Annotated in this window: 17 protein-coding genes; 4 read left to right on the forward strand and 13 right to left on the reverse strand. The window is 37.1% G+C overall.

What is annotated here, in order from left to right; translation table 11 throughout:
* Nucleotides 1-112: 112 nt before the first annotated feature.
* Nucleotides 113-1,213 (forward strand): type I phosphomannose isomerase catalytic subunit, encoded by a 1,101-nt coding sequence (locus CSC80_RS09475; RefSeq protein ID WP_180268594.1) that lies wholly within the window; start codon nucleotides 113-115, stop codon nucleotides 1,211-1,213.
* A 104-nt stretch (nucleotides 1,214-1,317) separates the two neighbouring features.
* Here CSC80_RS09475 and CSC80_RS09480 read toward each other — a convergent pair whose 3' ends face one another.
* The 6 genes from CSC80_RS09480 to CSC80_RS09505 form a co-directional block, all read right to left on the reverse strand.
* Nucleotides 1,318-2,568, reverse strand: a complete 1,251-nt coding sequence (locus CSC80_RS09480) for an Nramp family divalent metal transporter (protein WP_074669971.1) — start codon at nucleotides 2,566-2,568, stop codon at nucleotides 1,318-1,320.
* Between the two features lie 166 nt (nucleotides 2,569-2,734).
* Nucleotides 2,735-3,109: a cupin domain-containing protein gene (locus tag CSC80_RS09485; RefSeq protein WP_058105197.1), complete on the reverse strand. Its 375-nt coding sequence runs from the start codon at nucleotides 3,107-3,109 to the stop codon at nucleotides 2,735-2,737.
* Nucleotides 3,110-3,124: 15 nt separating this feature from the next.
* On the reverse strand, nucleotides 3,125-5,293 hold the full coding sequence (locus CSC80_RS09490; protein ID WP_236973366.1) for an alginate lyase family protein: 2,169 nt from the start codon (nucleotides 5,291-5,293) through the stop codon (nucleotides 3,125-3,127).
* Between the two features lie 59 nt (nucleotides 5,294-5,352).
* Entirely contained in the window at nucleotides 5,353-7,698 is a 2,346-nt protein-coding gene (locus CSC80_RS09495) for a chondroitinase-B domain-containing protein (protein ID WP_099191253.1), read from the reverse strand.
* 248 nt (nucleotides 7,699-7,946) lie between these two features.
* The gene (locus tag CSC80_RS09500; protein ID WP_099191255.1) at nucleotides 7,947-10,172 is read right to left on the reverse strand and encodes a heparinase II/III family protein; all 2,226 of its coding nucleotides are present in this window, start codon (nucleotides 10,170-10,172) and stop codon (nucleotides 7,947-7,949) included.
* 11 nt (nucleotides 10,173-10,183) lie between these two features.
* Nucleotides 10,184-12,502, reverse strand: coding sequence for a chondroitinase-B domain-containing protein (locus tag CSC80_RS09505; RefSeq protein ID WP_099191257.1), 2,319 nt, complete (start codon nucleotides 12,500-12,502; stop codon nucleotides 10,184-10,186).
* 206 nt (nucleotides 12,503-12,708) lie between these two features.
* Here CSC80_RS09505 and CSC80_RS09510 point away from each other — a divergent pair, with 206 nt between their 5' ends.
* A complete protein-coding gene (locus tag CSC80_RS09510) occupies nucleotides 12,709-13,680 on the forward strand; it encodes a TIM barrel protein (protein WP_099191259.1) in 972 nt (323 codons plus the stop codon).
* A gap of 19 nt (nucleotides 13,681-13,699) precedes the next feature.
* Entirely contained in the window at nucleotides 13,700-14,416 is a 717-nt protein-coding gene (locus CSC80_RS09515; RefSeq protein ID WP_058105203.1) for a ribonuclease activity regulator RraA, read from the forward strand.
* 96 nt (nucleotides 14,417-14,512) lie between these two features.
* On the opposite strand, the gene CSC80_RS09520 is transcribed toward CSC80_RS09515, so the two are convergent.
* Together CSC80_RS09520 and CSC80_RS09525 are read right to left on the reverse strand one after the other, a co-directional pair.
* A complete protein-coding gene (locus CSC80_RS09520; protein ID WP_071340316.1) occupies nucleotides 14,513-15,022 on the reverse strand; it encodes a peroxiredoxin-like family protein in 510 nt (169 codons plus the stop codon).
* A 111-nt stretch (nucleotides 15,023-15,133) separates the two neighbouring features.
* Nucleotides 15,134-15,607 (reverse strand): hypothetical protein, encoded by a 474-nt coding sequence (locus CSC80_RS09525; RefSeq protein ID WP_143751734.1) that lies wholly within the window; start codon nucleotides 15,605-15,607, stop codon nucleotides 15,134-15,136.
* Between the two features lie 224 nt (nucleotides 15,608-15,831).
* Here CSC80_RS09525 and CSC80_RS09530 point away from each other — a divergent pair, with 224 nt between their 5' ends.
* Nucleotides 15,832-16,266, forward strand: coding sequence for a BLUF domain-containing protein (locus CSC80_RS09530; RefSeq protein WP_099191263.1), 435 nt, complete (start codon nucleotides 15,832-15,834; stop codon nucleotides 16,264-16,266).
* Here the strand turns inward: CSC80_RS09530 and CSC80_RS09535 are convergent.
* From CSC80_RS09535 to CSC80_RS09555, 5 genes are read right to left on the reverse strand one after another with little or no spacing between them, the layout of a single operon-like run.
* Nucleotides 16,263-17,900: a sulfatase gene (locus CSC80_RS09535; RefSeq protein WP_099191265.1), complete on the reverse strand. Its 1,638-nt coding sequence runs from the start codon at nucleotides 17,898-17,900 to the stop codon at nucleotides 16,263-16,265. The two genes, CSC80_RS09530 and CSC80_RS09535, sit on opposite strands and share 4 nt — an antisense overlap.
* A 39-nt stretch (nucleotides 17,901-17,939) precedes the next feature.
* Nucleotides 17,940-20,210 (reverse strand): beta-glucosidase BglX, encoded by a 2,271-nt coding sequence (gene bglX / locus CSC80_RS09540; RefSeq protein ID WP_099191267.1) that lies wholly within the window; start codon nucleotides 20,208-20,210, stop codon nucleotides 17,940-17,942.
* A 22-nt stretch (nucleotides 20,211-20,232) separates the two neighbouring features.
* Entirely contained in the window at nucleotides 20,233-21,027 is a 795-nt protein-coding gene (locus tag CSC80_RS09545) for a prolyl oligopeptidase family serine peptidase (protein WP_099191269.1), read from the reverse strand.
* Nucleotides 21,017-22,453 (reverse strand): glucoamylase family protein, encoded by a 1,437-nt coding sequence (locus CSC80_RS09550; RefSeq protein ID WP_236973354.1) that lies wholly within the window; start codon nucleotides 22,451-22,453, stop codon nucleotides 21,017-21,019. The genes CSC80_RS09545 and CSC80_RS09550 overlap by 11 nt, the downstream gene beginning before the upstream one ends.
* Complete coding sequence (locus tag CSC80_RS09555) at nucleotides 22,450-23,808, reverse strand: glucoamylase family protein (RefSeq protein ID WP_099191271.1); 1,359 nt, start codon at nucleotides 23,806-23,808, stop codon at nucleotides 22,450-22,452. Before CSC80_RS09555 ends, CSC80_RS09550 begins: the two co-directional genes overlap by 4 nt.
* Nucleotides 23,809-23,833: the final 25 nt, after the last annotated feature.

The following is a 23,833-nucleotide window of genomic DNA, read 5'->3' on the forward strand; positions in this document are numbered from 1 at the left end:
TTCTACACTAAAATTTCAATTGTTTTTTCTTTTTATTAATAATCCTTGAATTCAAAATATTGGATTTTCATAGGTCTTTTTGATTTTTCTAAACACATATTAAAACATGAATATGAATACCGATTTTCAGCAATATGCTTATATACCGCTAAAACAATTTTCAAACAGGGTTTGGAGAACATATGAAGGTGGCGCCTTAATCGATAAATGGAAAAAAGATTCTCCAGAGGTTGATGGGAGCTTGCCAGAGGAGTGGATAATGTCAACTGTGACGGCTAGGGGTAAGGGTAGACCTGATAATGAAGGTCTGTCTATGGTCCAAACACCTTCTGGAACTTATTCTTTAAAGGAATTGGTAGCGTCTAACAAAGAACTTTATTTAGGTAAGGCTTTGGCAGATAAATTTGGCACTACCGGTGTGCTGATAAAAATGTTGGACTCAAAAGAGCGATTAACCATACAGGTACACCCGGATAAAGACTATGCTAAAACCATGTTAGATTCCGCTTTTGGAAAAACAGAATCTTGGTATGTATTGAACAAACGTGAAATAAATGGCGAAAAGAGTGTCATTTACATGGGGTTTAAAGAAGGAGTGACCCGAGAACAATGGGAAATCTTATTTAAAAATCAAGATATTGAAGGTATGCTAGATTGCCTTCATAAAATAGAGGTGAACCCTGGTGATGCTTATATGATTTATGGCGGAGTGCCACATGCCATTGGTAGTGGGTGTTTTTTAATGGAAGTACAAGAGCCTACGGATTATACTATGAGAGTAGAAAAAGTGACTCTCGCGGGATTAACAATTTCCGATGAGTTAATACACCAAGGTGTTGGTGAGCAAAATATGCTAGACTGTTTTCATTATGATGGTTGCTCTTATGAAGAGGCGTTGAAAAGGTGGAAAGTATCTCCAAAGACCATTGACTCATCTGATAAACATACCCTGAATACAATATTTAATGAAAGCCATACAGATTGCTTTGGTTTAAGTGAATTGGATTTAACTGTAAATGGTGAACATTCCTTAAAATCTAATGGTAGTTTTTTTGTTGCTGTTATTTATTACGGTGAGGGTACAATCATTAGTGGAGGTAAGGAGTATAGTTTTGCTCAAGGCGATGAAATATTTTTTTCGGCAGCTATAGAGGAAGTGAAATTTTCATCTACCATAGCATCTAAGATTTTGCTATGTTACCCTCCTAGTTAAGAAAGTAATTTTTAATTAAGAAGATGTAAAAAGGGTTTGCAATAATTAAGTTATTTGTTAGCTCTTTTTTTATTGCAATCAAAATTATTCCTATAAATGTAATTCTAAATAAAATCAATAAAACCGTTTAAGGCTACATAAAGCATATAGCAATTGAAAATGAAGGTGGCACCTAAAGCAAGATTCATCCACAAGCTAATTTTATGTTCTTTCATAACCGTTTCTTTATTTAAAAGAATAAGTAAAAACAATGTGATCAATGGCATTACAAACGGACTCAAAGCTTGTGAGGCTATTAAGATCCATACTGGTTTACCGCCTAGAACAGGAACAATTAGACCGGATAATGCCACTAAAACAACTATAAGTTTATACAGTGGTTTTTTCATGTCACGCTCCGTATTGGTGTAATCTGCCACTAACCATGGGAATAGAAGTAGGTTAGGGAATATGGAAGATAAACCTGCCCCAATAATACCTAGTGTGAACAGGGTTAAGGCAAAATCTCCGGCCCAAGGTCCTAAGGCATGCATCATGTCAGTTGCATCATCTACCGGTGCGCCTTTAAAATATAATGTTCCGGTAGCACTGATCATAATGGCAAGACTAATAAAGAATGTCATTATCATAGATGACATGGCATCTTTATTTTCGGTCTTTAAATCCTTTAAACCCCAATTTTGTTCTTGAACCAAAATACTTCTAGAGGCTAAACATACACCAGCCATTGTAGTGCCTACAATACCGGCAATAACTAATCCGTTATTATCCCCTTTGGGTAGCTCCGGAAAAAATTCGGTGATAGAAGTACCTGCTTCATTAACGACCATAAAACTGGTTATAATGAAGGCTAGCGCCATAAAACCGACCATTATACTCATTGCTTTTATAAAATTTTCGTGTTTTCCGGTCCAGAAAAGAGCAATAAGCAATGCAATAAAGAAAATGGATACCATAGGACCGTTAAGGAAAGAGATTTCTGTTTTTACCGAAATCCATTCCATGGTAACTTCTGCTACAACACCCATTACACCTATACATGAAGAAACTATAGAGACGAGTAGGGCAGTAATTATAAATATAGTTAATGGCTTACCAAATGTCTTTTTAAAATTGAACATTAAGGTGTCTCCAGAAACTATGGTCAATTTACTTATGGCTACAAGAAGAAAATATGTAAAAAAACATGATAGTAATAGCGCCCAAGATAGGCTAAGGCCATATTTTGCGCCGGAAACCACCATAGAGGTTACGCTTCCTGTTCCTACTACATAGCCAATAATAAAAAAAGCTGGACCAAAATTTTTAAGGCTTCGTTTTATCTTTCCTAAAAGGGGTAAATTGTCTGTTGCCATTATTTTTTGATTCAGCTTTTAAATTGATATTCGTTATCGCTATGAAAACGAATTAAAATGGTACACTACATTCGTAACAATTTTAATATTGATGCTTTATGGCAAGGGTCATGAAAGGGGGCGTAACCAATGCAAAACGTAGCGTTAATTGAAATATATATCTTAATTATTTTTTGTCACCAAAGTAAGATGGACCCTCACCTGTTAAGAAATCTTCTCTTACAGGGCTGAAAGTATCAATAAGTTCTCCTTCTTCAAGGCAAACTGCGCTATGTAGTAAATTTGGCTCGATATAAACACCGTCTCCCGCTTCTACAATTTGCTTTACACCGTCAATTTCAAATTCGAATTTTCCTGACACACAATAAGTAGCCTGTGTATGAAAATGTTGATGTGGAGCCCCTAGTGCTCCTTTGTCGAATTTAACTCTTACCATCATAATTTGGTTGTCATAGCCTAAGAATTTTCTTGATACTCCGCCACCAAGAACTTCCCATTCCATATCTTTTGCAATGACATATTTTTCACTAAATCTTTTCATAATCTATTTCTGTTATTATTTGTTAAAGTGATAAGAACCTGACCATTCATAATTCTTATCGTTAATTTTTAATTTATGTTCAGCTTCCTTAGAGTTGTTTGTATTGGCTATAATGAATAGGCTTGTTTCGTCATTAATGGCTGTAATCTCAATGGCAGTATATGCTGCGGTATCTACTACAACTTTCAATTCTTTGATGTTACTGTTAGAGTTTATAGCTAATTCCGAAACCGGACTATAACTACCATGAGATTCAATTGTAGAAACGAACAATGTATTGTTGGTGTCTTTTCTACGTAAAATTACACCTGCTTCTCTCCTCAAATTAAATTCTGGATCGTTGGCACCAATTCTAACCAATTTTAATTCATCATTTGGTAATGTAGCTGATGTCATGGTGTAAAATCTACCATTGTCCAGCCAACTGAACTTTGTGTTTTCGTTATTTGTCATTCCGGTACCTTCTAACCATAAATGTTGGTAGCCGTTACGTTCACCTAAAGGTTCAAGGGTATTGGGGATTTTATAGTCTACATTGGTTTTTACTACTTGTCCCATAAAATAGAATGGAAGGTCATATTGGTTTGTACTGTCCGATGTCACTTTTAGAATATCCAACATAAACGGTTTTTCAAATCCATCTTGTTTAATGATGGCCATGGTCCTATGCATTTTTGTTCCAGGATAGGCATTTGTTTCTGAAGCACTAACAATTTGAATATCTTCTTGAGAGCTATCAAATAGGTACAAATTTGGGTGATACTTGCTACCTATATCATATTTTCCTTGGTAATGAGACTGTTCATTTTGAACTAGCGTGTTATGTGCAACGGTTTGTTTTGCCCAAGTTTTGTTTTCTTTTAGATAATTTCCACCGCCTTTTTGTTCAATATTTACAAAACGTGCCAATCCGTAATCCTGTAATACTTCATCTCCATTTTCATAATAAGAATATGAAAGTTTATCATAATGACCGTGACTAGATCCTTGAGAAGCATATTTAAAAACAAGTTCTAATCCATCGCTTCTTAGAATTCCCACACCACCTTGTTTGCCTTCTGGTCCATCAGACAGGTTGATGGATTTTTTTTCAAAAGGCTCCGCTTTTCCATTCTTAACACCTAAGGCAACGGCAAGTCCGGTATCATCTAGCAAAACTTTGTTCTGTTTAGCGGCAATACTCAAAAGACCAGGATCTTGATTGCCAAAATAATAAGAAATATCTACGGCTGTAACCAATGCGTTATTATAATAGGACATTCCTTTTTGACCGTCGTTAAGGGGGAAGAAATCACCGTCTGCGTCAGATAAATTCAGAAGTGCATCTATAGATTTTAACAGTACACCGTCTTTGTATTCAAAAATTTTAAGTTCAGGTTTTACATTATGCAATCCTTCCGCAAAAATTAGAAATGGATACATGGCATAACGTTGATAATATGGCCCTTCGTTATAATAGCCATCCGGGGAAAATGGTTCTTCTATGTTTGCTAAAAATCCTGCCTTACCATCCTTATTTAAGAAACCGCCATCATCATCTTTTGCTGTCTTATCTAAACTGACCCCTTTTATGCCATATAAGGCGCGATCAATCAATTCTTTATCGTTCATGACCAAGCCTATCATACCTACGGCGGCATTACCCCACGTGCTGTGGTTATGTACTCTTTGATAGAATTGCGGACTATCTACGGATATATGATCGGCAAAAGGTCTAAAAAGATTTTTTTCAAGTTTCTTTCTTTCGGCTTTATCCAAATAATCATAAATGCAATCATATGCCTGACTAACATAGACCAGCCAATTAGAGTCATTTAAACATTGCCAAAACAATTTACCTCTTGCGTACGACCTTGTTTTAGGGTGTAAGGGTAAGGTCTTGTACATTGCTTCATATTGCATAAGCATGTCTTTTACATATTTGGCATACTTTGCATCATCTAAAATTTGATAGAGAAGACCTGCTTGCTGCATGACCACCATATTACGTTTATGACGTTCATGTGTGTAACCACCGGAATAATCTTGTGGCACCGGAGTGTCAATACCTAGTGCGATCTCTGCATCAACCTCTTGTTTTAACTTTTCTAGCGATGCATCAAAGAGGGGAACGTTACCCAGTTCTGCCCGTATATTTTGAACGCCGGCTTTGGTCAGAATCAAGCTGGGGTGCTCTTGGGCCATTGTGCTGAAACAAAGAAAAATGCAGCAAATAATTACTTGTATTGTTGTTATGTTTTTGGTCATTCTTGTTGTTGATTTTTAATAAGACCTAAGTCTTTGCCATCGGTACCTTTACCTTTTAAAGGGGAGTCTGTACTTAATGAATAATTGCTACTTTCTTTAAAATCAGGGGTAAGTTGCCACTGATTTTCTACATGATATTTTTGGTCTCCGGTAACGATCAATTTTTCTGAATTGCTTAAAGCGTTGTTGAGAACTTTTACAATAGGTTCACCAACTACCAAATGCATGTTTATAGCTTTACTGTCCTTGAAAATATTGTTCTTGATATCAATTTCCTGCACGCCGTATAATGAAAGGGTAGCGTCATATTTGTTCTTTTTGCCATAACCTACATGGTCAAAAACGTTGTGTTCAACTTCTAAGAACGGACCAAAAGTACTTTCATCTTTACCGCCTCTGTATAATCGTAATGCAGCGCCCTGTAAATCATTTATAGCGTTATTTTTCATTATAAAATACTCTACATTATATGCGCCAATGTCATCTGTTTCTTTGTCCAATGCGGCAATACTGCCAGAAATATTCTTAAAGCTAGAGTTCTTTATGCTAATGGTATCGGCAAAAGTTCCTTTAGAAACACGTAGTACATCAAACGAGTGGTTGACAACCATATCTTTGAATTCACACTTTTCTATAAACAGTTTGTAATTATCTATCATACTGGTTTTGCTGGTACTTATTACAGCGTTACCTGCGTAATCCGGAGATTTTGTGCCGTCAAAAGTGATGTTCTCCAATGATAGACTACCACCGTTCTGTATTTCAAAAGCCATCATTCTTTCAAAGAGAATAGTTGCTTTTTCATTACCTAGTGTTTTAAAAGTAAGTGGATGGTTAATGTTAACCGCTTTGGTCAGTAAATAAGTACCACCATCTTCCAATACAATAATATCACCAGGTTTTGATGTTTTTACCACCTCGTACAGCGTGTTAATGCCAGCTTCAACATTGATCACGTTGCCAGAGTTTAAGGTCACGTAATTATCAGTTTTAGAATACCAGGTTGTACCTGTATTTTCTTTAGTTGCAATTTTAGGACTGATAGATACTTTCGATTTGATTTTATTAGAAGTAGGAATCAATAATCCATTATCGTCTTTTACCAGTTTAATTTTGGCATTTTTAAACCCTTCTTCTATAGTGGTTTCAGAATGTTCACCAAGAATATTATTTTTAAAAGTAATGCCGCTAATATCATCATCTATGGTGAAAATATCTTTTTTGCTTTCATTATAAATGATGTTCTCTGAAAACTCTGATGTCCTTGGAGCCTGACTTCTTTCTTCGTCGCTGCCTGCACCAAAAAGAATGTTATCACAATTTATAAATGTGTTGTTGTTTACTTTAGAATCTATAACAGGTACATATCTATTAGGAGGTGAGTTTGGTACACCGTTCATCATAACAAAAGCACCTCTAAAACGATAGCCGGTTAAGCCAATATGGTAGTTGTTTATTACAGTTTGGCTTTCATTGATTACACGAATACCGCCAGTGCTAGGTTTGTTGTTGCCTATGAACACATTGCCATCCACTAAGGTTTCATTACCATGGCGCATAGTCAATGTGCCGGTACATTCAAAGAAAGTATTATACTTGAACGTGTTATTACAAGACTTGTTGGATATAATTTCATGCTCCCCATTAGTTCTGTCAAAATAATTGGATTCAACCAATGTGTTGGATTTTTCCAATGCATGGTGGCTGGTTCCAATTCTTAAAGTCTCGCCTCCGTTATTGCCGTACGTAGGGCGTGGTCCAAAATAGTTATGGTCAATTTGGTGGTTATTGGCTCTACTATCTTCAGTATCTAAACCAACGATCATGGTAACGCCTAAGTTCTTTTTTCCAGCAATGTGATTGTGGTCAATTCTATTGTTTTTTCCGAAAATGGTGATCCAATAGTCCTGTACTTGACGTTCTGGGTTGTTGTAGTTATCGATTACACATTCGGTTAATCGGCAATTATTTGCCATTTTTTCCCTACTCTTTCTAAATGAAATTACAGCATTGGTAGGGGTGTGGCCATTTTTAAAAACCAAGCCCTTTACAATTAAATGATTTCCGGCTATTCTTAGGTTAGATTCACCTGATAAAATGACTTTGCCCATTTCTTCAACAGTAAGTGTTATGGGGTTTTCTGCCGTACCGTTGGCTTCAAAAAGTAATTCAGCATCTGTCCATACACCATTAGCGAGTACAATACTATCTCCAGGTTGTACTTGTTTTAGTTTAGCTTCAAACTCTTCTACGGTATGCACCAGGTTAGAGGATGGGCTTGGCGTAAAGGAGAATACCAAACAAAGACATAAAACTGAAAATAATAGATGATGAGGTTTCATAAAGCAAAACTGGTTAACCAAATTGGTTTACCAAAAATAAGGATATTTGTAAGACTGGCAAATATTTAACATATTATAGGTGTTTTTAATTATGTTTTGATAATTTATGCCTTGGACAATTACCAATTTCGTAATATTTAAATTTTGAAATTCGGTCGCTGATTTTTGTGATTTCTCCAATAAAATTTGTTCACTAAATGCCTTATTGTAAATTGGTTGAATAGGGTTGTTATAGAGGGGTGATGTTACTATAATTCCCAAGTTTCCCCTGGTAGTAGGGTTTTGGTTTCTTCAGGAGATTTTAATTTTGAAACCGTAAAAGAATTTTCATCCGCACTAGTAGAAGTGAGTCGATATATATTTCCAACTTTTTGAATGATAAAATCCGCATTTTTGGAAGTTCTCACGCTCAGTTCTTGGAACAAGATATTATTTGCATTAAAGAAATAAGCCGTGTTTTCTTTGCTGATGCTGGTATAGCCTGCATTTTGAATTTTGGAAAGAGATGCGTTTATGTTCCATTCGTTCAAATTTAACGTTTCACTAGTCTCATCAATTCTGTTGTCATAGCCTTTGTAAGGATATATAAGGGTTAAAAAGCTAAAATTCTTCTCATTCAATTTAGAAACTTGAGACCAATTTTTTCCTCTGCTGCCAGAAGTGATTACGGTATCTGTGGCATATAATTGTAAGATGTCATGTCCGCTGGCGTCAGGTGCGGTAGCCCGTAAAAGATTGGATCCATTTTCATTTGTGTAATGCCCTTGCCAAACTTGTTTGTACTCATGTTCTTGATCAGAGGAAAAGTTGTCTTTCACGATCCAAAAATCATTTTTTACAGAGATGACCTGTCTTGAGTAACTAACACCTACGTTGTCAAAACCATCATGCTTTCCAATGAACAGGTCATAATCTTTGTGCGTGGTCCAATTAATAACGGTTGGTTTTGGCAAATTACCAAATTTGCCAAAGCCACTGCCCCCTTTGTTAGAAGTCCATTGTTTTCCCTGTAGCTCGTTATCTACTAAAGCCACATTCTTGACCATGGAGTTCTTGAATAATTCAAAATCTTTCAGCGAATATCTAACCTGATAATTTGGTAGAATGGCATGACCGTTTGCCATGGCTTGTATGCCTAGCATATCTCCATGTTGGTGGTCTGGTTTGTCCTCGTCTAATCCGGCACTAATCATCATCATTTTATCATTTGCATTCCATCCTTCACGCATAACGTAATAGTGAGTGTCCGTTAGTGCAAGAGATCCATAAGTAGGTTTCTTACGTTCAATATTTTGCAATAAATGCAGCTGATTTTGATTTAAGAACCAATACATTCTATCATCTACATTATCCGAGGCAAAATACCCAAACTCAGGATTTTCAAATAATAAATATCCAAGGGTCATAACCTTTGATATATCATTGGTTTCTGCCCAAGGAATTTCAGTATCATCTTGTAATACAGGTGCGCTTTTATCTGGGTAAGCTATTTTTGCCAATGTAGAGAATAAGCCCTCAAGCTTGTTCTTCCAAGATGTATCAATAGTTATGTTGTTGATCTTAGCTAATTGGTATACGTAATAATAGTTATTGATGTCGCTCATATGGTAATGAACAGAACGTTCAAATTGAAACCCATCATCATTGATTTCCTTATCCAAATGCTCACTAAGGCGCTGCATTGCTGTGTTGTACCACAACTCTGTACCTTCAAAATCCCTCAATAAAATAGACAACATTGCCAAAGCCGACATACCTCTTGTTTGATGGTTACCTGGTTGAAACTCTTGGTTTCTTTCGTAAAGGTGTTGCCCGTGTTGCAGAAGGGTAGCTATTGTGGTTAATTGGTCCCTATCTGAATATTCGGCTTCGTTCAAGATTAAATTATGGATCCACAACCAATTCAGTATTCTATATCCGGATCTAAATACCTCATAAACTCCGTTACCATCTTTAATTTTTTCATAAGCTCCACTTTCAAGTGCGGTATTTAAGGAGCGCATTTGAGTTTCAAAATATTGAATGTGTTTTGGGTCTCTATCCTCATTAAAATAGGTGAGAATAATATCTGCCATTTTGTGCTGTCTGGCTAAATGGCGTAGCGCGTAAGCATTTACTTTATCTCCGTTTAAATAATTAAAAGGCAAAACCCATTGGGTAGAATCAGCGTATTTTGAGATATGGTCTTGTGCTCTGCTCTTATGATCTTCAAAATTATGATACTTTTCATTGTAAAGGGCTAGTCTATTATCAACAGTGCGGTAATCATAGAAAAAACGTTCTGTAAACTTTCTTCTAAAATAGGCTGCCAATTGTTTTTCCGTAATGTTGTTTTCTTCAGAAAACTCAGCTTTTGTCTCGGGTTTAAGAACAGTGGCAAGTTCATTTACACCTAAAACGCTATCTGAGGAAATATGTTGAGCACATAGCATTGTTGAAAATCCTATAAGGAAAAGGGCTGCCGTATTTTTCATATTTTAATATGTTAATACATTAGTTTTAATGGCAAATTCTCTTGTACTACCAATTCCCCAGAATTTTTAATTTCATTACCAGAAGCATTATTGTTTTTGGCTCCCCAAAGACGTGCAACAAGTTTTACAGGATTATCTATAAACTCATTGTTTTTAAGGTGTACATTGATAATTCCGTAGGTATTCAGTAGTAATCCTTCTTCAGCTTTTGAGCCACAATGCGTAAAAGTGCTATTGGTAATGATTAGATTACCGCCAACGGTAGATTCATCATATCCACCTCTATAATAGTCGATCACATTGCTGGTTACACCATCAAATGTGCTGTTGTTAATGGTTATGTTTTCTGCATTGTATTCTCCTTTGTCTTCAGTTTCTTCAGATAGTTCAAGTCCGTTCGCACAGTTTAATACCGATGTAGATTCAAAAGTGATATGTTCTGAGAAGGAGTATTTATAGGCTTTTAGAACGTAATCAAAGTCAGAAATAATACAGTTTTCAACAGTAAGATTGTATAAGCTGGACATGCTTTCTTTTAAACTAGCAAAAGCGTATTGTTCTTTTTGACCATTTAAATGAACATTTCTAAGCATAAGTTCGCCTTTTGGGTGCATTTCAAAAGCAGGAGATTTAGATGCTCCACTATATTGTATGGTGGTCTTTGAGTTGTTTGAAGGACCGGAAATAACTATTTTTTTATTGATTTTCAAGGGGGAATTTATCTCATAACGATCGGCAGATAGTACAATGGTATCCCCATTATTTGCAGAAGACAAAGCGCTTATAAGTGCTGTTGTGTTAGCAGCGGTATGTGTTTTGGTCAAGGAGTTTTTAGCGGTGTCTTTGTTGTACCAATCTGGTCCATATAATGAAATATTCATCATATCACTTTTGTCAGATGGCTTTTCTACAACTGCGCCTACCATGTTGTGATCAGCTCTGGGACTACCAAAAAGATCTGTTTTGATCTGGTCAAATTCAAAGCCGTGGTACAGCTTAAAATCGGGCATTGTTTTTTCGGGCATTAATATATCTCCTTTGGCAACGGTCATAGCAATATCTTCTTGTATGAGTCCGTCTACCGTTTTGAAAATGCCGCCTTGGTTGTTGATCATATTGCTCTTGAACAAAATACCATCTATGGAATCATGGGTGACTATAGGTTGTTTGTCCGGTGTTTCGTTATAGATTAGGTTATTGGCTACTATGGTACGTATAGGGGTTGCCGATCTTATCTCTGATTTAGGTAGTATGTCTTTTTGGTCAACATTGGATCCTACGCCAAATTGCCAAGGAGACACACAGTTTACCCAAGAATTATTAGCGACAACGACATCTGTAACCTGTAAATATCTATTTAATGGAGATTTAGGAATTCCGTTCATAACAGCCAATGGGCTTCTAAACGTTTGTCCGTTCAAGTTATAAAAGTAGTTATTGGTCACCCAATGACCCGTACCTATTAACCTTACGCCACCAATTTGGTCAGATTTTTCATCACCAATAAAAATATTACCATCTACAATACAGTAGTTACCATGTCTGGTAACCAATGATCCTTCACTTTTATAAAATACATTGTTTCTAAATTCATTGAAATTTGTTTTGCTAGAGATAACCTCTACCTCGCCATTACAATGATCAAAAAAGTTGTTGGCTACCAAGGTATGGCTAGGAGCCATAGATGTAAAACTATTGCCTAGTTGAATGGTCTCTGCACTGGGACCACCTTTTGGAGGTCTGGGTCCAAAATAATTGTTGGTAATCTTATGGTAATTTTTGATACTGTTGTTTCCTGCTAAATCTATTCTAACTGTTGGTCCTCTATTTGATTTTCCTGCAATATAGCAATGGTCAAGCTCATTATGTCTTCCTCTAAAACGAACCCATAAATCGGTCATGTTCCTTTGCGCCTTATTAAAATCGGTTATGGCGCTATTGATTACTTTGCAGTGATTGGCTACTGTATCCTGATTAATACCAAAATCTATAACGGCATCTGTTGGAGAAGCTCCATTAACAAAATGTAAACCATCTACAATAAGATATTCACCACCAATTTTAAGGTCAGATGTTCCTGTGATTTTAACCTCTCCGGGGGTTTCGGCTTTTAAGGTGATAGGGTTATGTTCGTTGCCGTAGGCTACAAACTTAATGTTTACATTTTTCCAATCACCATTGGTCATAACAATTTCATCACCAGGTTTTGCATTTGCTAATGCCGTATTTAGCTCACTGATATCCTTTACGGTAATATTATTTACGTTGGTCTTTTTACCGCAAGAAATTAGGAGTAAGACGGCAGCTAATAGTGTAAAATACTTTTTCATTATAACGGGGTTAATCTTGTTCTATAAATGTTATGTGACAGGTGTATGTTATTAGTTGTGATTTGACATTAGATTTAATCGTCAAAAAATAGGTCAATTTATCAAAACTGGTTAACCAGTTTGGTTGACCAAAAATACATATATTTGTAAGACCTCCAAATTTTTAACATTAAAACTGGCAGTAAAACAATTTTAAGTAGGTGAAAATGAGAAATGATAATAAATCGATATCAAGAAGAGAATTCGCGAAAAAATCTGCTAGTGCCTTGGCAGGCATACCGTTACTACATATAAATAATTCTTTTTTTCCATCAATAGCTACGAGTGAAGACGAATTGGAAATCAATCTGTTCTCCAAACATTTACAATTTTTGGATTACAATGAAATGTCTGCACAAGCGGCAGAAATAGGATTTAATGGATTGGATGTAACCGTACGTCCAAAAGGTCATGTATTGCCAGATAATGTTACAAACGATTTGCCTCGCGTAGTAGAAGCAATGAAGAAGTACGGGTTAAAACCTCAAATGATGACCACTAACGTTTGGGATATTTTGCAACCAAATGAGTTGAATGTATTACAGACCGCAACTCAATTAGGTTTTACACATTATCGTACCGGTTGGTTATCTTATCCTGAGGAAAAAACCATAGATGAAAGTATGGAGGAGTTTGCTGATCAAGCGAAGAAGTTGGCAGAAGTAAATAAACAATTACGTTTGGTTGGTTGTTATCAAAACCATGCGGGCAATCATGTAGGTGCCCCAATTTGGGATCTGCCACCTATTTTTGCCAAGTCAGATACTAATTTTCTCGGTTGTCAGTATGATATTAGGCATGCCATAGTAGAAGGAGGTAAAAGTTGGGAGTTAGATTTAAGGCGTATTCGGCCATTTATAAAATCTTTGGTCATCAAAGATTTTAAGTGGGGTCTAAAAGATGGTGTATGGCAGCCGATCAATACCCCTTTAGGAGAGGGAATGGTAGATTTTGTACATTATTTCTCTATACTAAAAAAGTATAAAATTAAGGTGCCTATGTCATTGCATTTAGAATATGATCTTGGTGGTGCGGAACATGGTGCAACAACCATAACAATGGATAAAAAAGAAGTATTCGCTAAAATGGAAAAGGATTTAACCTTTATCAAAGAAGCATGGAAAAAGGCGGAATATTAAAATTATTGAAGAAGCAATTATGACCAAAGTATCAACATCTACAAAAAACAAATTAAAAAAAGTAAGTACCGCTACTGTAGCAACATGTCTTTTTAAAAAAGGATTGAAAAATCAATTTATACAGCATGTTAAACCGTTGAAATTAGGAAGGCCTACGATGGTCGGCGAAGCGTATACCCTGCGTTATATACCGGCAAGGGAAGATCTTAACCCAATTTCAGTATTTAGAGACCCAAAGCATTTGCAAAGGGTAGCAGTAGAGCAGTGTCCAGAAGGTGCTGTTTTGGTTATAGATAGCCGCCAGAATGCAAGGGCGGCATCGGCAGGGTCAATATTGGTAACAAGGTTAATGGTTCGTGGGGTATCTGGAATTGTTACCGACGGCGGTTTTAGGGATTCTGCGGAAATTGCGGATCTGGATTTTTCATCATTCCATAATAGACCATCGGCACCTACAAATCTTACCCTGCACCAGGCAATTGCTATAAATGATCCGATCGGTTGTGGTGACGTTGCGGTATTTCCTGGAGATATTATATTGGGTGATGATGATGGTGTAATGGTTATTCCGGCGCATCTTGCAGATGAAGTAGCCAATGAATGTTTAGAAATGACCATGTATGAAGAGTTCGTAATGGAAAGTGTACAAGCAGGTACGCCTATTATCGGGCTTTATCCTATGGTGAGCGATGAAGCAAAAGCCAAGTTTGAAAAGTGGAAAGAGAAGAAAGAATAAACGAAATTAACATAGATTGAAAACAGAAAAAAGTGATTTGATTCTTAAGAATTCAAATCACTTTTTTTGTTGCGTGCTATAAAAAAGCACAAATTTTTACTCTCCACCTCTGGCAGGATAATCATTTTTGGTAACGTAGTCAATTGCGTTTAAAATATCGTCCCAATTAGGTCTTGCAAATGGCATGGTCTGTATGGCACTTGCATATAAAGTATTATCTGGTCGAATTAAAAACAATCCTGGTTCTGAAAATTCATCTGGCTCTTTGTCAGATGTTTTTTTAGAAACATATAGCCCCCATTCCCTTGCGGTTTCAATGGGTAAATTATAACCAACGGGTAGCTCAGGAATATTCCATTCCTTACCAGCCTTTTTTGCTCTTTCTTCACTATCGCTACTTATGGCGATTAAATGAACACCTCTATCACTAAAATCCTTTAATTTTTTTGTTAGAGCTTCAAGGTAATTTTTACAAACGGGGCAATGTAGACCTCTATAGAAAACAAGCATTGTAAATGCTTTACTATCTTGATCATACAAACTCCATTTTGTATCATTGATCAACGGCAATTTTAACTCAGGTACTTCTTGCGTAGGTTTTATCATTGTAATATTATTTTATAATTAGTATTGTATAAAGGTACAAGGGGCTTTGCTCAAAAGTTTGTTGAATAGCTTATAGAATTGATGCAATACATGAATGAAAGCCGTAGCTACTTACTGATTATTAGCTAACCATTCTTCATACTTTGAATATTGGCCACTAGAAAGAATTTCTTCTAATTGTCGGGTACGTTCACTTTCCATACTTCCTAACATTTCGCCACTTGGTGTGTTGGCCTGTTTAGTTTTAAATCTGTTCATGGCAGCGGTAAACGTACTTATTTGTTCGTTGCTCATTTCCAATTTTGTGAACATATCAGCATATTCATCTCTAATGGTAGTTGTGCTACCTTTTGCCATAACGTTGTTCATGGCACCTGTTGAGCCATTAGCTTGTGCGGCCATGTTTTGCTGATCAATAACCGATGTGTTCGAGGCTTCTGAATTTGTATTCTCAGTTGTTACGTTTTGTTCAGTATTTACCTGCTCGGTAACGGTTTCTGTTTGATTTGTTGTCGTCTGTTTTGTGCTTGAGCATGATGCTAATATCAAGGTCAATGCTGCAGTTATAACTATTGTATTTTTCATAATCTTCATGTTTTAAGAGTGTTACCGAAAATTATGGTATATATGTAAATACTATAGTCGCTATAAAAAATAAAATTGACCCTACAGATTTAATTTAGAAGATTAGGTGCTAAATAGTGTTAAGATATTTATTTTTAATATAATTGTAAGAAAAAGATGTCTTTTTGTTCCCTCGCTATGTTAAAGATATTGTTGTAGAATTTAATAATTAGACACCGGTTTTTATGTATAATTTGGTTTATAGATCTATTGCCAAAACACTGAATGCAACCCAAATAAATGAAATATTAAATACCTCAAGAGATTTTAATTTTAAACATGATATTACGGGTTGTTTAATATATCATGATGAAATGTTTATACAATATTTGGAAGGGGAAGCAGAAGTTGTATTGACATTGTTCGAAAGGATAAAGGTTGATAAACGACATCATGAGGTAAAGTTGCTCTCTGAGGGAAATATCTATTCTAGGGAGTTTGATACTTGGAGTATGGCATTTCTATCGGATGAAATACCTAATGAGGCATTTGAATATATAAAGCTTATGGTGGGTTCTAGTGATGACGATGAAGAAATGCACGTGATACCAAACCCCACTACCAAGAAATTTTGGTTGGCGGCAAAGAACTTACATAACAGCCTAGAGCAGCGAGCCTAGTTAAATGTAGCTGGTGTGCCCCTAAGTCTTTTAAATTGCTCGTAGGCTTTGTCCACATTGTCTTTAGGAGCTTTTTTAAATTCAGTTTCGGTAACCTTGTAATGTGTTTGTACACTATCCAGTTTTACGCGCATTCTATGTAAGACTTGGTCATAATCGGTATTCATGATCAAATTTATTTTTTCATTTGGGTCTTTTTCAAGGTCGTATAACTCCCAAGTATCTATATCATCATAAAAATGTATTAGTTTATAACGTTTTGTTCGTATACCGTAATGCTTCTTCACCATGTGAAATGCAGGGTAATCGTAATAATGATAGTAAACCACATCTCTGTAATCGTCTTCGTTAAGTGTCCCGTTCAATAATCCGAAAAAAGATTCTCCTTGCATGTCTTTACTTAAATTGGAAAACCCGGTAAGTTCTAAAAAAGTAGGGGCGAAATCTAGATTTTGCACCATGGCATTGATTTTGGTTCCTGGTCTTATGGTCCCAGGTAGCTGCATTAGTAGTGGCGTTTTAAAAGATTCTTCATACATAAAACGCTTATCGAACCAACCATTTTCACCCATCCAAAATCCTTGATCGGAAGTGTAGACCACTAGCGTGTTTTTGTCAAGACCGCTTTCTTCCAAGTAATCAAGTATTTTGCCGACACCCTCATCTACTGCGGCAATAGTTGCCATATAATCTTGAAGGTAACGTTGACCTTTCCAAATGGCCAAATCTTTACCGGTTAAGTGAGCTTTATGAAAGTCGTTGTTTTTATCTAAGTAAGCGGCATCCCAAGCATCACGTTGTTTTGGGGTCATTCTATCAAAGTCCGTGGTCCATGGATTGTTCAGGAGTTGTGTGCTCCCAAAAGATTTGGTCATTTTTAAATCATGGCCTTCGTACATGTCATTATATATGGTCTGTAGTTGCTCTTTGGAAGCCCATTGTTTATTAAAATCAGGAAAATAACTATCGGGTAATGGAAATTGTATAGAATCGTAAAGGTTTACATGTCGCAGTGCGGGCATCCAATTTCTATGCGGTGCCTTATGCTGTACCATTAAAAAAAATGGAATAGAATCTGTTCGGTCCTGTTGTAGCCATTGTAAGGCATCATTGGTAATAATATCGGTGGCATAGCCTTCTATACGGGTTGTATCGCCATGTTCAATAAAATCAGGATTATAATAGTTTCCTTGGTCTACAATAATTTTCCAATCATCAAATCCTTCTGGATAACCATGTAAATGCCACTTACCGAATACTGCGGTGTTATAACCAGAATGCTGTAGCATTTTAGGTAATGTAGGCTGACTACCATTAAAGTGATCTCCGTTTTGTCTAAACCCGTTTATATGGCTATGTTTTCCGGTGAGGATAACTGCTCTACTAGGACCACAAATGGAGTTGGTAACAAAACTGTTTTGGAATATGGCTCCATTCTCGGCAATCCTATCAATATTAGGAGTATTTGCCAATTTGCTGATGGGGTGGCCATAAGCACTTATTGCTTGAATGGCGTGATCATCTGCCATTATAAATACGATATTTGGTTTTTCAACGGTTTTTTTACTCGTATTTATTTTGGTGTTACAAGCAATGGTCAATAAGCCTATAAGCGTTAGGATGCCTAGTCGCATAGTCGAATTCAATTTTATTCTAAATATTGGATCAAAGATTTATTCCAGTTCAAATTCAGTAGACATTTCAGCATTGGAATTTCCACCTACGAAAACAATAAACTTCCCTGGTTCAGCTACAAATTTTAATTCACTGTTATAGAATTTTAAATCATTTGCAGAAAGGGAGATAGTTACTCTTTGGCTTTCCCCTTTTTTCAGGAATATTTTTTTAAAAGCCTTAAGCTGTCTTTTTGGAGGTGTTATACTACGGACCTTATCTTTTAAGTAGAGTTGAACTACTTCTTCACCATCATAATTACCAGTGTTTTTTACGGTAAACGAGATATTTACAGCTTCATCTTGTGCTATTTTTTTCTTGTCAACAGCTATTGCACTATATTCAAATGTGGTATAACTCAGCCCATAACCAAAAGGAAAAAGGGGAGATAGTTCACTATCTAGGTAATTGGATTTGAACTTTTCAAATGTATGGGTAGGTGCAGGTCTACCTGTATTTTTCATACTGTGGTATATGGGGATTTGCCCCACGTTTCTAGGCCAACTTGCCGTTAATTTACCTGACGGGTTATAATCACCGAACAGTACATCTGCAATAGCGTTACCGGCTTCAACACCAGGGTTCCAAACTTGCAGAATACTTACCGGTAGGTTAAATTCTTCTGCGATGGTCAGTGGTCTTCCACTAAAGAGTACCAATACCACAGGTTTACCAGTCTCTGCCAAGGCATTGATTAATTTTTTTTGACTCTGAGGTATTGATATTTCGGTTCTACTAGCTGCTTCCCCTGCAAACTCTGAAGCTTCCCCGACCACTGCAATGATGACATCTGCATTTTTACTGTTTTGCAAAGCTTCTTCGATCATGGCATCTGGCGATCGTTTATCAATATCTACGCGCAGCCCAAAAACATTGGCACGTGAAGCCAGCTCAGGGTCATTGGTGATATTTGCTCCTTTGGCGTACGTTATTTTAGCTTTTGGAGCTACATTTTTTAAACCTTCTAAAACCGGAATGGATAGCTGAGGGTCACCTGTAGGTGCCCATGTACCCAGCATATTGTTTTTATCATTTGCTAAAGGACCAACCAATGCGATTTTAGCATCTTTTTGTAAAGGAAGTACGTTGTTCTCGTTTTTTAGAAGTACAAAGGATTGTGTGGCAATTTTTCTGGCAGCTGCTCTGTTTTCTGCGGTCAGGATATCTTTTTTAGGTCTTGAAGTGTCCGAGTATTTATATGGATCATCAAACAGTCCCAATTGATGCTTTGCGGTTAAAATCCTTCTACAGGCAATGGTAATGGCTTCTTCGGTTACCTTGCCTTCTTGTACAGATTTCTTAAGTGTGGTCAAAAAACCTTCGCCCACCATATCCATGTCAAGTCCCGCATTAATTGCTTGGGCGGAAACAGCTTGCAGATCTCCCAATCCATGCGCGGTCATTTCATTTACAGAAGTATAATCAGAAACAACAAAACCTTTAAAGCCCCACTGCTTTCTTAATAAGTCCGTTATCAACCATTTATTCCCAGTAGCAGGTATACCGTCAATATCATTAAAAGATGTCATGGCGCTACCTACGCCGGCATCTACAGCTGCTTGGTACGGTGGTAGATATTGGTTGTACATTTTCACCTTACTCATATCAACCGAATTATAATCACGCCCAGCTTCAACGGCACCGTACAATGCCAAATGCTTAACCGTGGCCATCATGGTATACGCATTTTTTAAATCTTTACCTTGGTAACCTTTCACCATTGCCTTTGCAATAGCCGATCCTAAGTATGGGTCTTCGCCAGAACCTTCAGAAATTCTTCCCCATCTGGCATCACGGGATATATCTACCATTGGTGAAAAATTCCAGTTAATACCATCTGCGGTAGCTTCTTTTGCAGCCATTTTTGCGGCACTTTCAATTAGTTCCATATTCCAACTAGAAGCCACACCCAATGGAATAGGGTAGGTGGTCTTGTAACCGTGAATAATATCGGAACCTATTAATAAAGGAATTTTTAATCTAGAATTTTTTATCGCTATTTCTTGTGCTTGCCTAACTTTCTCTGGTCCTGATACACCAAATAAACCACCTACTTGACCAGCTTTTATTTTTGCTTCAACATTTTCACTTACAACAGACCCTGTAGCAATACCGCCACCAGGTGTCAATAGATTTAGCTGTCCTATCTTTTCATCTAAAGTCATTTTGCTCAATAAGGCTTCAACTTCAGGTATGGTTTCTTGCGCAGACATTTTAGAAATGGCAAAAGACAATAGGAGTAATGGTAGTAATTTAAAGGTATGAGACATAAATATCGGTTTTAATGACCTTTTATTCTTTGTTCAAGGAGTTAGAGAAAAGCCATGGTAATAAATCTGGTTCTGTAAAAGCAGGATCCCAACTATTATGGTTGGCAAAATCATATAAGGTAAGCCGGGGGAAAGCTCCCTCATGTAGTAAAGCACTAACCATTTCCATTGTTTGTAAAGGGGAAACAACGTAATCATGAGCACCATGAAATGCCCATACAGGAATTTTCTTCGCGTAATTTGTTGCGTAAGCTGGGTCGCCCGCTCCACATATTGCAATTGCGGCAGCAAAACGGTCTGGTTGTCTTGCTAAAAGTTCATAGGTGCCCATACCGCCCATGGAAAGCCCCATGACATAAGTTTTGTTTTTATCTACAAAATCTTCTTTTTCATAATTTTCCAATAATTGCAGCACAAGGTCCATTGCCTTGGTTGGTCCTTTTTTAAATTGAAAGTCCAATTGAACAGGGTAGTTGCTACGATCTACGTTTACCTGAGCCCAATAATCATCTTTAGGGCATTGTGGCATAATAACAATTGCGGGAAATTTGGTTCTATTGTTTTGATCAAGAAATAAAGCACTACCATGTGTTAATTGTTTTTGGTTGTCATTGCCTCTTTCACCTGCACCATGTAAAAATAAGATCAACGGATAAGTTTTTTCCTTATCAAAATTTTCTGGGTATAGCATTCTATATGGCAACGTATCACCTTTTACGATCAATTCTTTCTTTTCAAATAAGCTGGTATCTTGTGCAAAAGCTGTATAGCTGCACACAAGAATTATGGCGAGAAGAAACAAGTGTTTATTTTTCATACGTAAAACCTAGTTTGTTAAGACCGTTTTGAATGTCTTCATTCTGCATAAAAAGATTCCAAAGTAAGCCCGTTCTGTAGTTTTCTATCATTATGATTTCAGGTCCTTGGTCAATTGCCAAATAGGCTTCCGCAACCCAAAAATTGTTTTGCGGACTAAAAGCATCATAAAATCCTGCAGGTCCCAATAATTTATCTTTATGCTGATAAAAATAGCGTAACGCTTTTAGGGATTCTTCCGGAGTGTAAGGAATGGAGCTTATAGCCGCTGTTGGAGATATTATGCCTGTGTCATTACTTGGGCTATGTGCGTTATACCCTAAAGTGCCATCTGTGTTTCTGGAGTAGCTAGCCGTTAATCCCCAGCAATTTTCGCCATAATCGATGAAATTTTTAGGATTTTCTACGCAGTACAGATAATTGATTTTAGCATGGTTGATGGCCGCAGCACCATAATCAACAAATTCGTCGTTCAAGTTTTGTGGTCGCAGCCCTAAATAAGAATAATGCGAAAAAAATAATGGTCCGCCGTTAGGAGAATTTCCTGCGTGATCCACCACTAATGGAATATTATATGCACTGGTAGCATCATTAATAGCTCCGTTAGATGCCCAACCGTTGGTATACACATCTTTTTCAATGGAATATTCCGGTGAAGCGGCAGCCATTATATAAGCAATCATTACTTCATTATACCCTTTAAGTTCTAAGTTGATATCAAAACCAAAATTGGGACTCCAGTGCCAGTAAAGGCTATTTTTATCTTGCGTATACCAGTTCCACTCAACCCCTTTCCAAAGGGTGTCAGCTTTATCCGCTAAAGACTTTTCGGTATCGTCACCATCTTTAAAATATTCTTTAATGCAGATCAAGCCTTGCGCCAAAAATGCGGTTTCTACAAGGTCGCCACCATTATCCATTTCGCTAAAAGGTCTAACGGTACCATTGGTACCATCTAGCCAGTGTGGCCACGCACCGTGAAAACGATCAGCAGTTTCCAGGAAACTTAAGATTTGATCAATACGTTGTACAGATTCGTTTCTGCTAATAAAACCTCTTTCTGCTCCGATGATCAATGCCATTAAACCAAAACCTGTACCACCAATACTAACCGTATTTGGGTCGTTAGATGGTTCATTGGGGTGAAAACGTTCACGCGCCGCACCAGAGTTTGCCTCGGCATAATTCCAAAAGTATTTGAAAGTTTCACGTTGGGTAAGGTCTAAAAGTTCCTCATCCGTAATTTCGGGTACTTCAGGGTCTGGTTCTGGCTCTGTTGGTATTTCCGGTAGCTCAGATTGCCCAGTTGGGGCATCGGGTTCCGATGAGGAACACGCCATTACCGTCATCGTTAAGATTCCCAAGAATATAGCGAACGCCTTTTGGAGTGCTTTCTTTTGGTACCTATGTCGGTTTTTGCCCTTCATTTTGTAGATGCTACTGAAAATCCTAATTTATCCAACCCGTTAATTACATCTTTGTTGGTCATAAAAAGCATCCAGAATAATCCGCTTCTATGATTTTCTATCATCACCGGAATAGGACCTTGGTCAATAGCTAAATATCTAGGCAAAACCCAGTTTTTTTCCAAACTAAAGGCATCATATGGACCGTATTTACCCACAAGCGTATCATGGTTGGTGTATAGGTTTCTTAAAAATGCCATACTTTCCTTAGGGGCATATGGCATGGAAGACAGTGCCGCAGTTGGGGAAATAACGCTGATATCCCTATCTGGTCTATGTCCGTCATATCCTTTAATAGAATAGCTAGACGTAAGCCCCCAAAGGTCTTCTCCGTACCCTTTGAAATTCTTAGGGTTGTCAACGGCATATTTGTACTGTATCATGGTATGATTATGGTTCAATTCCCAGTAATCTGCATATTGGTCTTTTAAACCTTTTGGGTTTAAACCGGTAAAAGAATAGTGAGCCCAGAACATAGGGCCTACGGGAGATGCATCACTTTCATAATGATCTAAAACGGTGGGTAGACCGTAAAAAGTGGTATCTTTTGTTATAGCGCCATTTCTAGCCCAGCCTTTGTCATAAACTTCTTTTTTGATAGGATGGGTAGGAGATGCCGCTGCCAAAATGTACATGATCAAAGCTTCGTTATAACCACCTACTGGGAAGTTCATATCCCATTCATACTCCGGGGACCAGTGCCAGTACAGTACATTTTCACCTTTGGTATACCAATCCCATTCCACCTCTTCCCATAGTTGTTGTATGTGTTGGGCAAGTGCTTGTTCACGTTCATTACCGTCTTTAAAATATTCTTTAACGGTCAATAAGCCTTCAATAAGAAATGCGGTTTCTACCAGGTCTCCTCCATTATCTTTTTTGCTGAACGGAGTCATTTTACCATCTGGAGTAAGCCAGTGTGGCCATGCGCCATGAAAACGATCGGCATTGTCAAGAAAATCTACAGCTTTTTCCAATCTTTCAAGACCCATTTCGCGTGTAATGAATTCTCTTTCAATACCAACTAAAATTGCCATTACACCAAAACCTGAACCACCTATGGTAATAATATCCTTATGATGGGTAGGATAAATATCATCTAAGTGAATTCTTTCTCTTGCCAGCCCTGATGTAGGTTCTGCACCTTCCCAAAAATAATTGAATGTCTGTTTTTGTACGGAATCCAATAATTGTTCATCCGTTAATTTGATATCTTCTTTTTGCTTGTCTTGATCTCTAAGTTTGGACTTAGAGGATTGACCATTGCAACCCACTAACAAAGTTGCAATGGTCATTGAAATTAAAAATAACCTCATAAAATCTACTACATTAACTAATTTA

It is taken from the genome of Maribacter sp. 6B07 (assembly GCF_002700155.1).
Lineage (GTDB): Bacteria > Bacteroidota > Bacteroidia > Flavobacteriales > Flavobacteriaceae > Maribacter > Maribacter dokdonensis.

What these genes read in the sequence shown, in the direction of transcription:
- CSC80_RS09500 (WP_099191255.1), bottom strand. Translation starts at nt 10,172, where the DNA reads ATGAAAAATACGGCAGCCCTTTTCCTTATAGGATTTTCAACAATGCTA.
- CSC80_RS09495 (WP_099191253.1), bottom strand. Translation starts at nt 7,698, where the DNA reads ATGAAACCTCATCATCTATTATTTTCAGTTTTATGTCTTTGTTTGGTA.
- bglX (WP_099191267.1), bottom strand. Translation starts at nt 20,210, where the DNA reads ATGTCTCATACCTTTAAATTACTACCATTACTCCTATTGTCTTTTGCC.
- CSC80_RS09535 (WP_099191265.1), bottom strand. Translation starts at nt 17,900, where the DNA reads ATGCGACTAGGCATCCTAACGCTTATAGGCTTATTGACCATTGCTTGT.
- CSC80_RS09510 (WP_099191259.1), top strand. Translation starts at nt 12,709, where the DNA reads ATGAGAAATGATAATAAATCGATATCAAGAAGAGAATTCGCGAAAAAA.
- CSC80_RS09525 (WP_143751734.1), bottom strand. Translation starts at nt 15,607, where the DNA reads ATGAAAAATACAATAGTTATAACTGCAGCATTGACCTTGATATTAGCA.
- CSC80_RS09550 (WP_236973354.1), bottom strand. Translation starts at nt 22,453, where the DNA reads ATGAAGGGCAAAAACCGACATAGGTACCAAAAGAAAGCACTCCAAAAG.
- CSC80_RS09520 (WP_071340316.1), bottom strand. Translation starts at nt 15,022, where the DNA reads ATGATAAAACCTACGCAAGAAGTACCTGAGTTAAAATTGCCGTTGATC.
- CSC80_RS09530 (WP_099191263.1), top strand. Translation starts at nt 15,832, where the DNA reads ATGTATAATTTGGTTTATAGATCTATTGCCAAAACACTGAATGCAACC.
- CSC80_RS09555 (WP_099191271.1), bottom strand. Translation starts at nt 23,808, where the DNA reads ATGAGGTTATTTTTAATTTCAATGACCATTGCAACTTTGTTAGTGGGT.
- CSC80_RS09545 (WP_099191269.1), bottom strand. Translation starts at nt 21,027, where the DNA reads ATGAAAAATAAACACTTGTTTCTTCTCGCCATAATTCTTGTGTGCAGC.
- CSC80_RS09515 (WP_058105203.1), top strand. Translation starts at nt 13,700, where the DNA reads ATGACCAAAGTATCAACATCTACAAAAAACAAATTAAAAAAAGTAAGT.
- CSC80_RS09505 (WP_099191257.1), bottom strand. Translation starts at nt 12,502, where the DNA reads ATGAAAAAGTATTTTACACTATTAGCTGCCGTCTTACTCCTAATTTCT.
- CSC80_RS09480 (WP_074669971.1), bottom strand. Translation starts at nt 2,568, where the DNA reads ATGGCAACAGACAATTTACCCCTTTTAGGAAAGATAAAACGAAGCCTT.
- CSC80_RS09475 (WP_180268594.1), top strand. Translation starts at nt 113, where the DNA reads ATGAATACCGATTTTCAGCAATATGCTTATATACCGCTAAAACAATTT.
- CSC80_RS09490 (WP_236973366.1), bottom strand. Translation starts at nt 5,293, where the DNA reads ATGGCCCAAGAGCACCCCAGCTTGATTCTGACCAAAGCCGGCGTTCAA.
- CSC80_RS09485 (WP_058105197.1), bottom strand. Translation starts at nt 3,109, where the DNA reads ATGAAAAGATTTAGTGAAAAATATGTCATTGCAAAAGATATGGAATGG.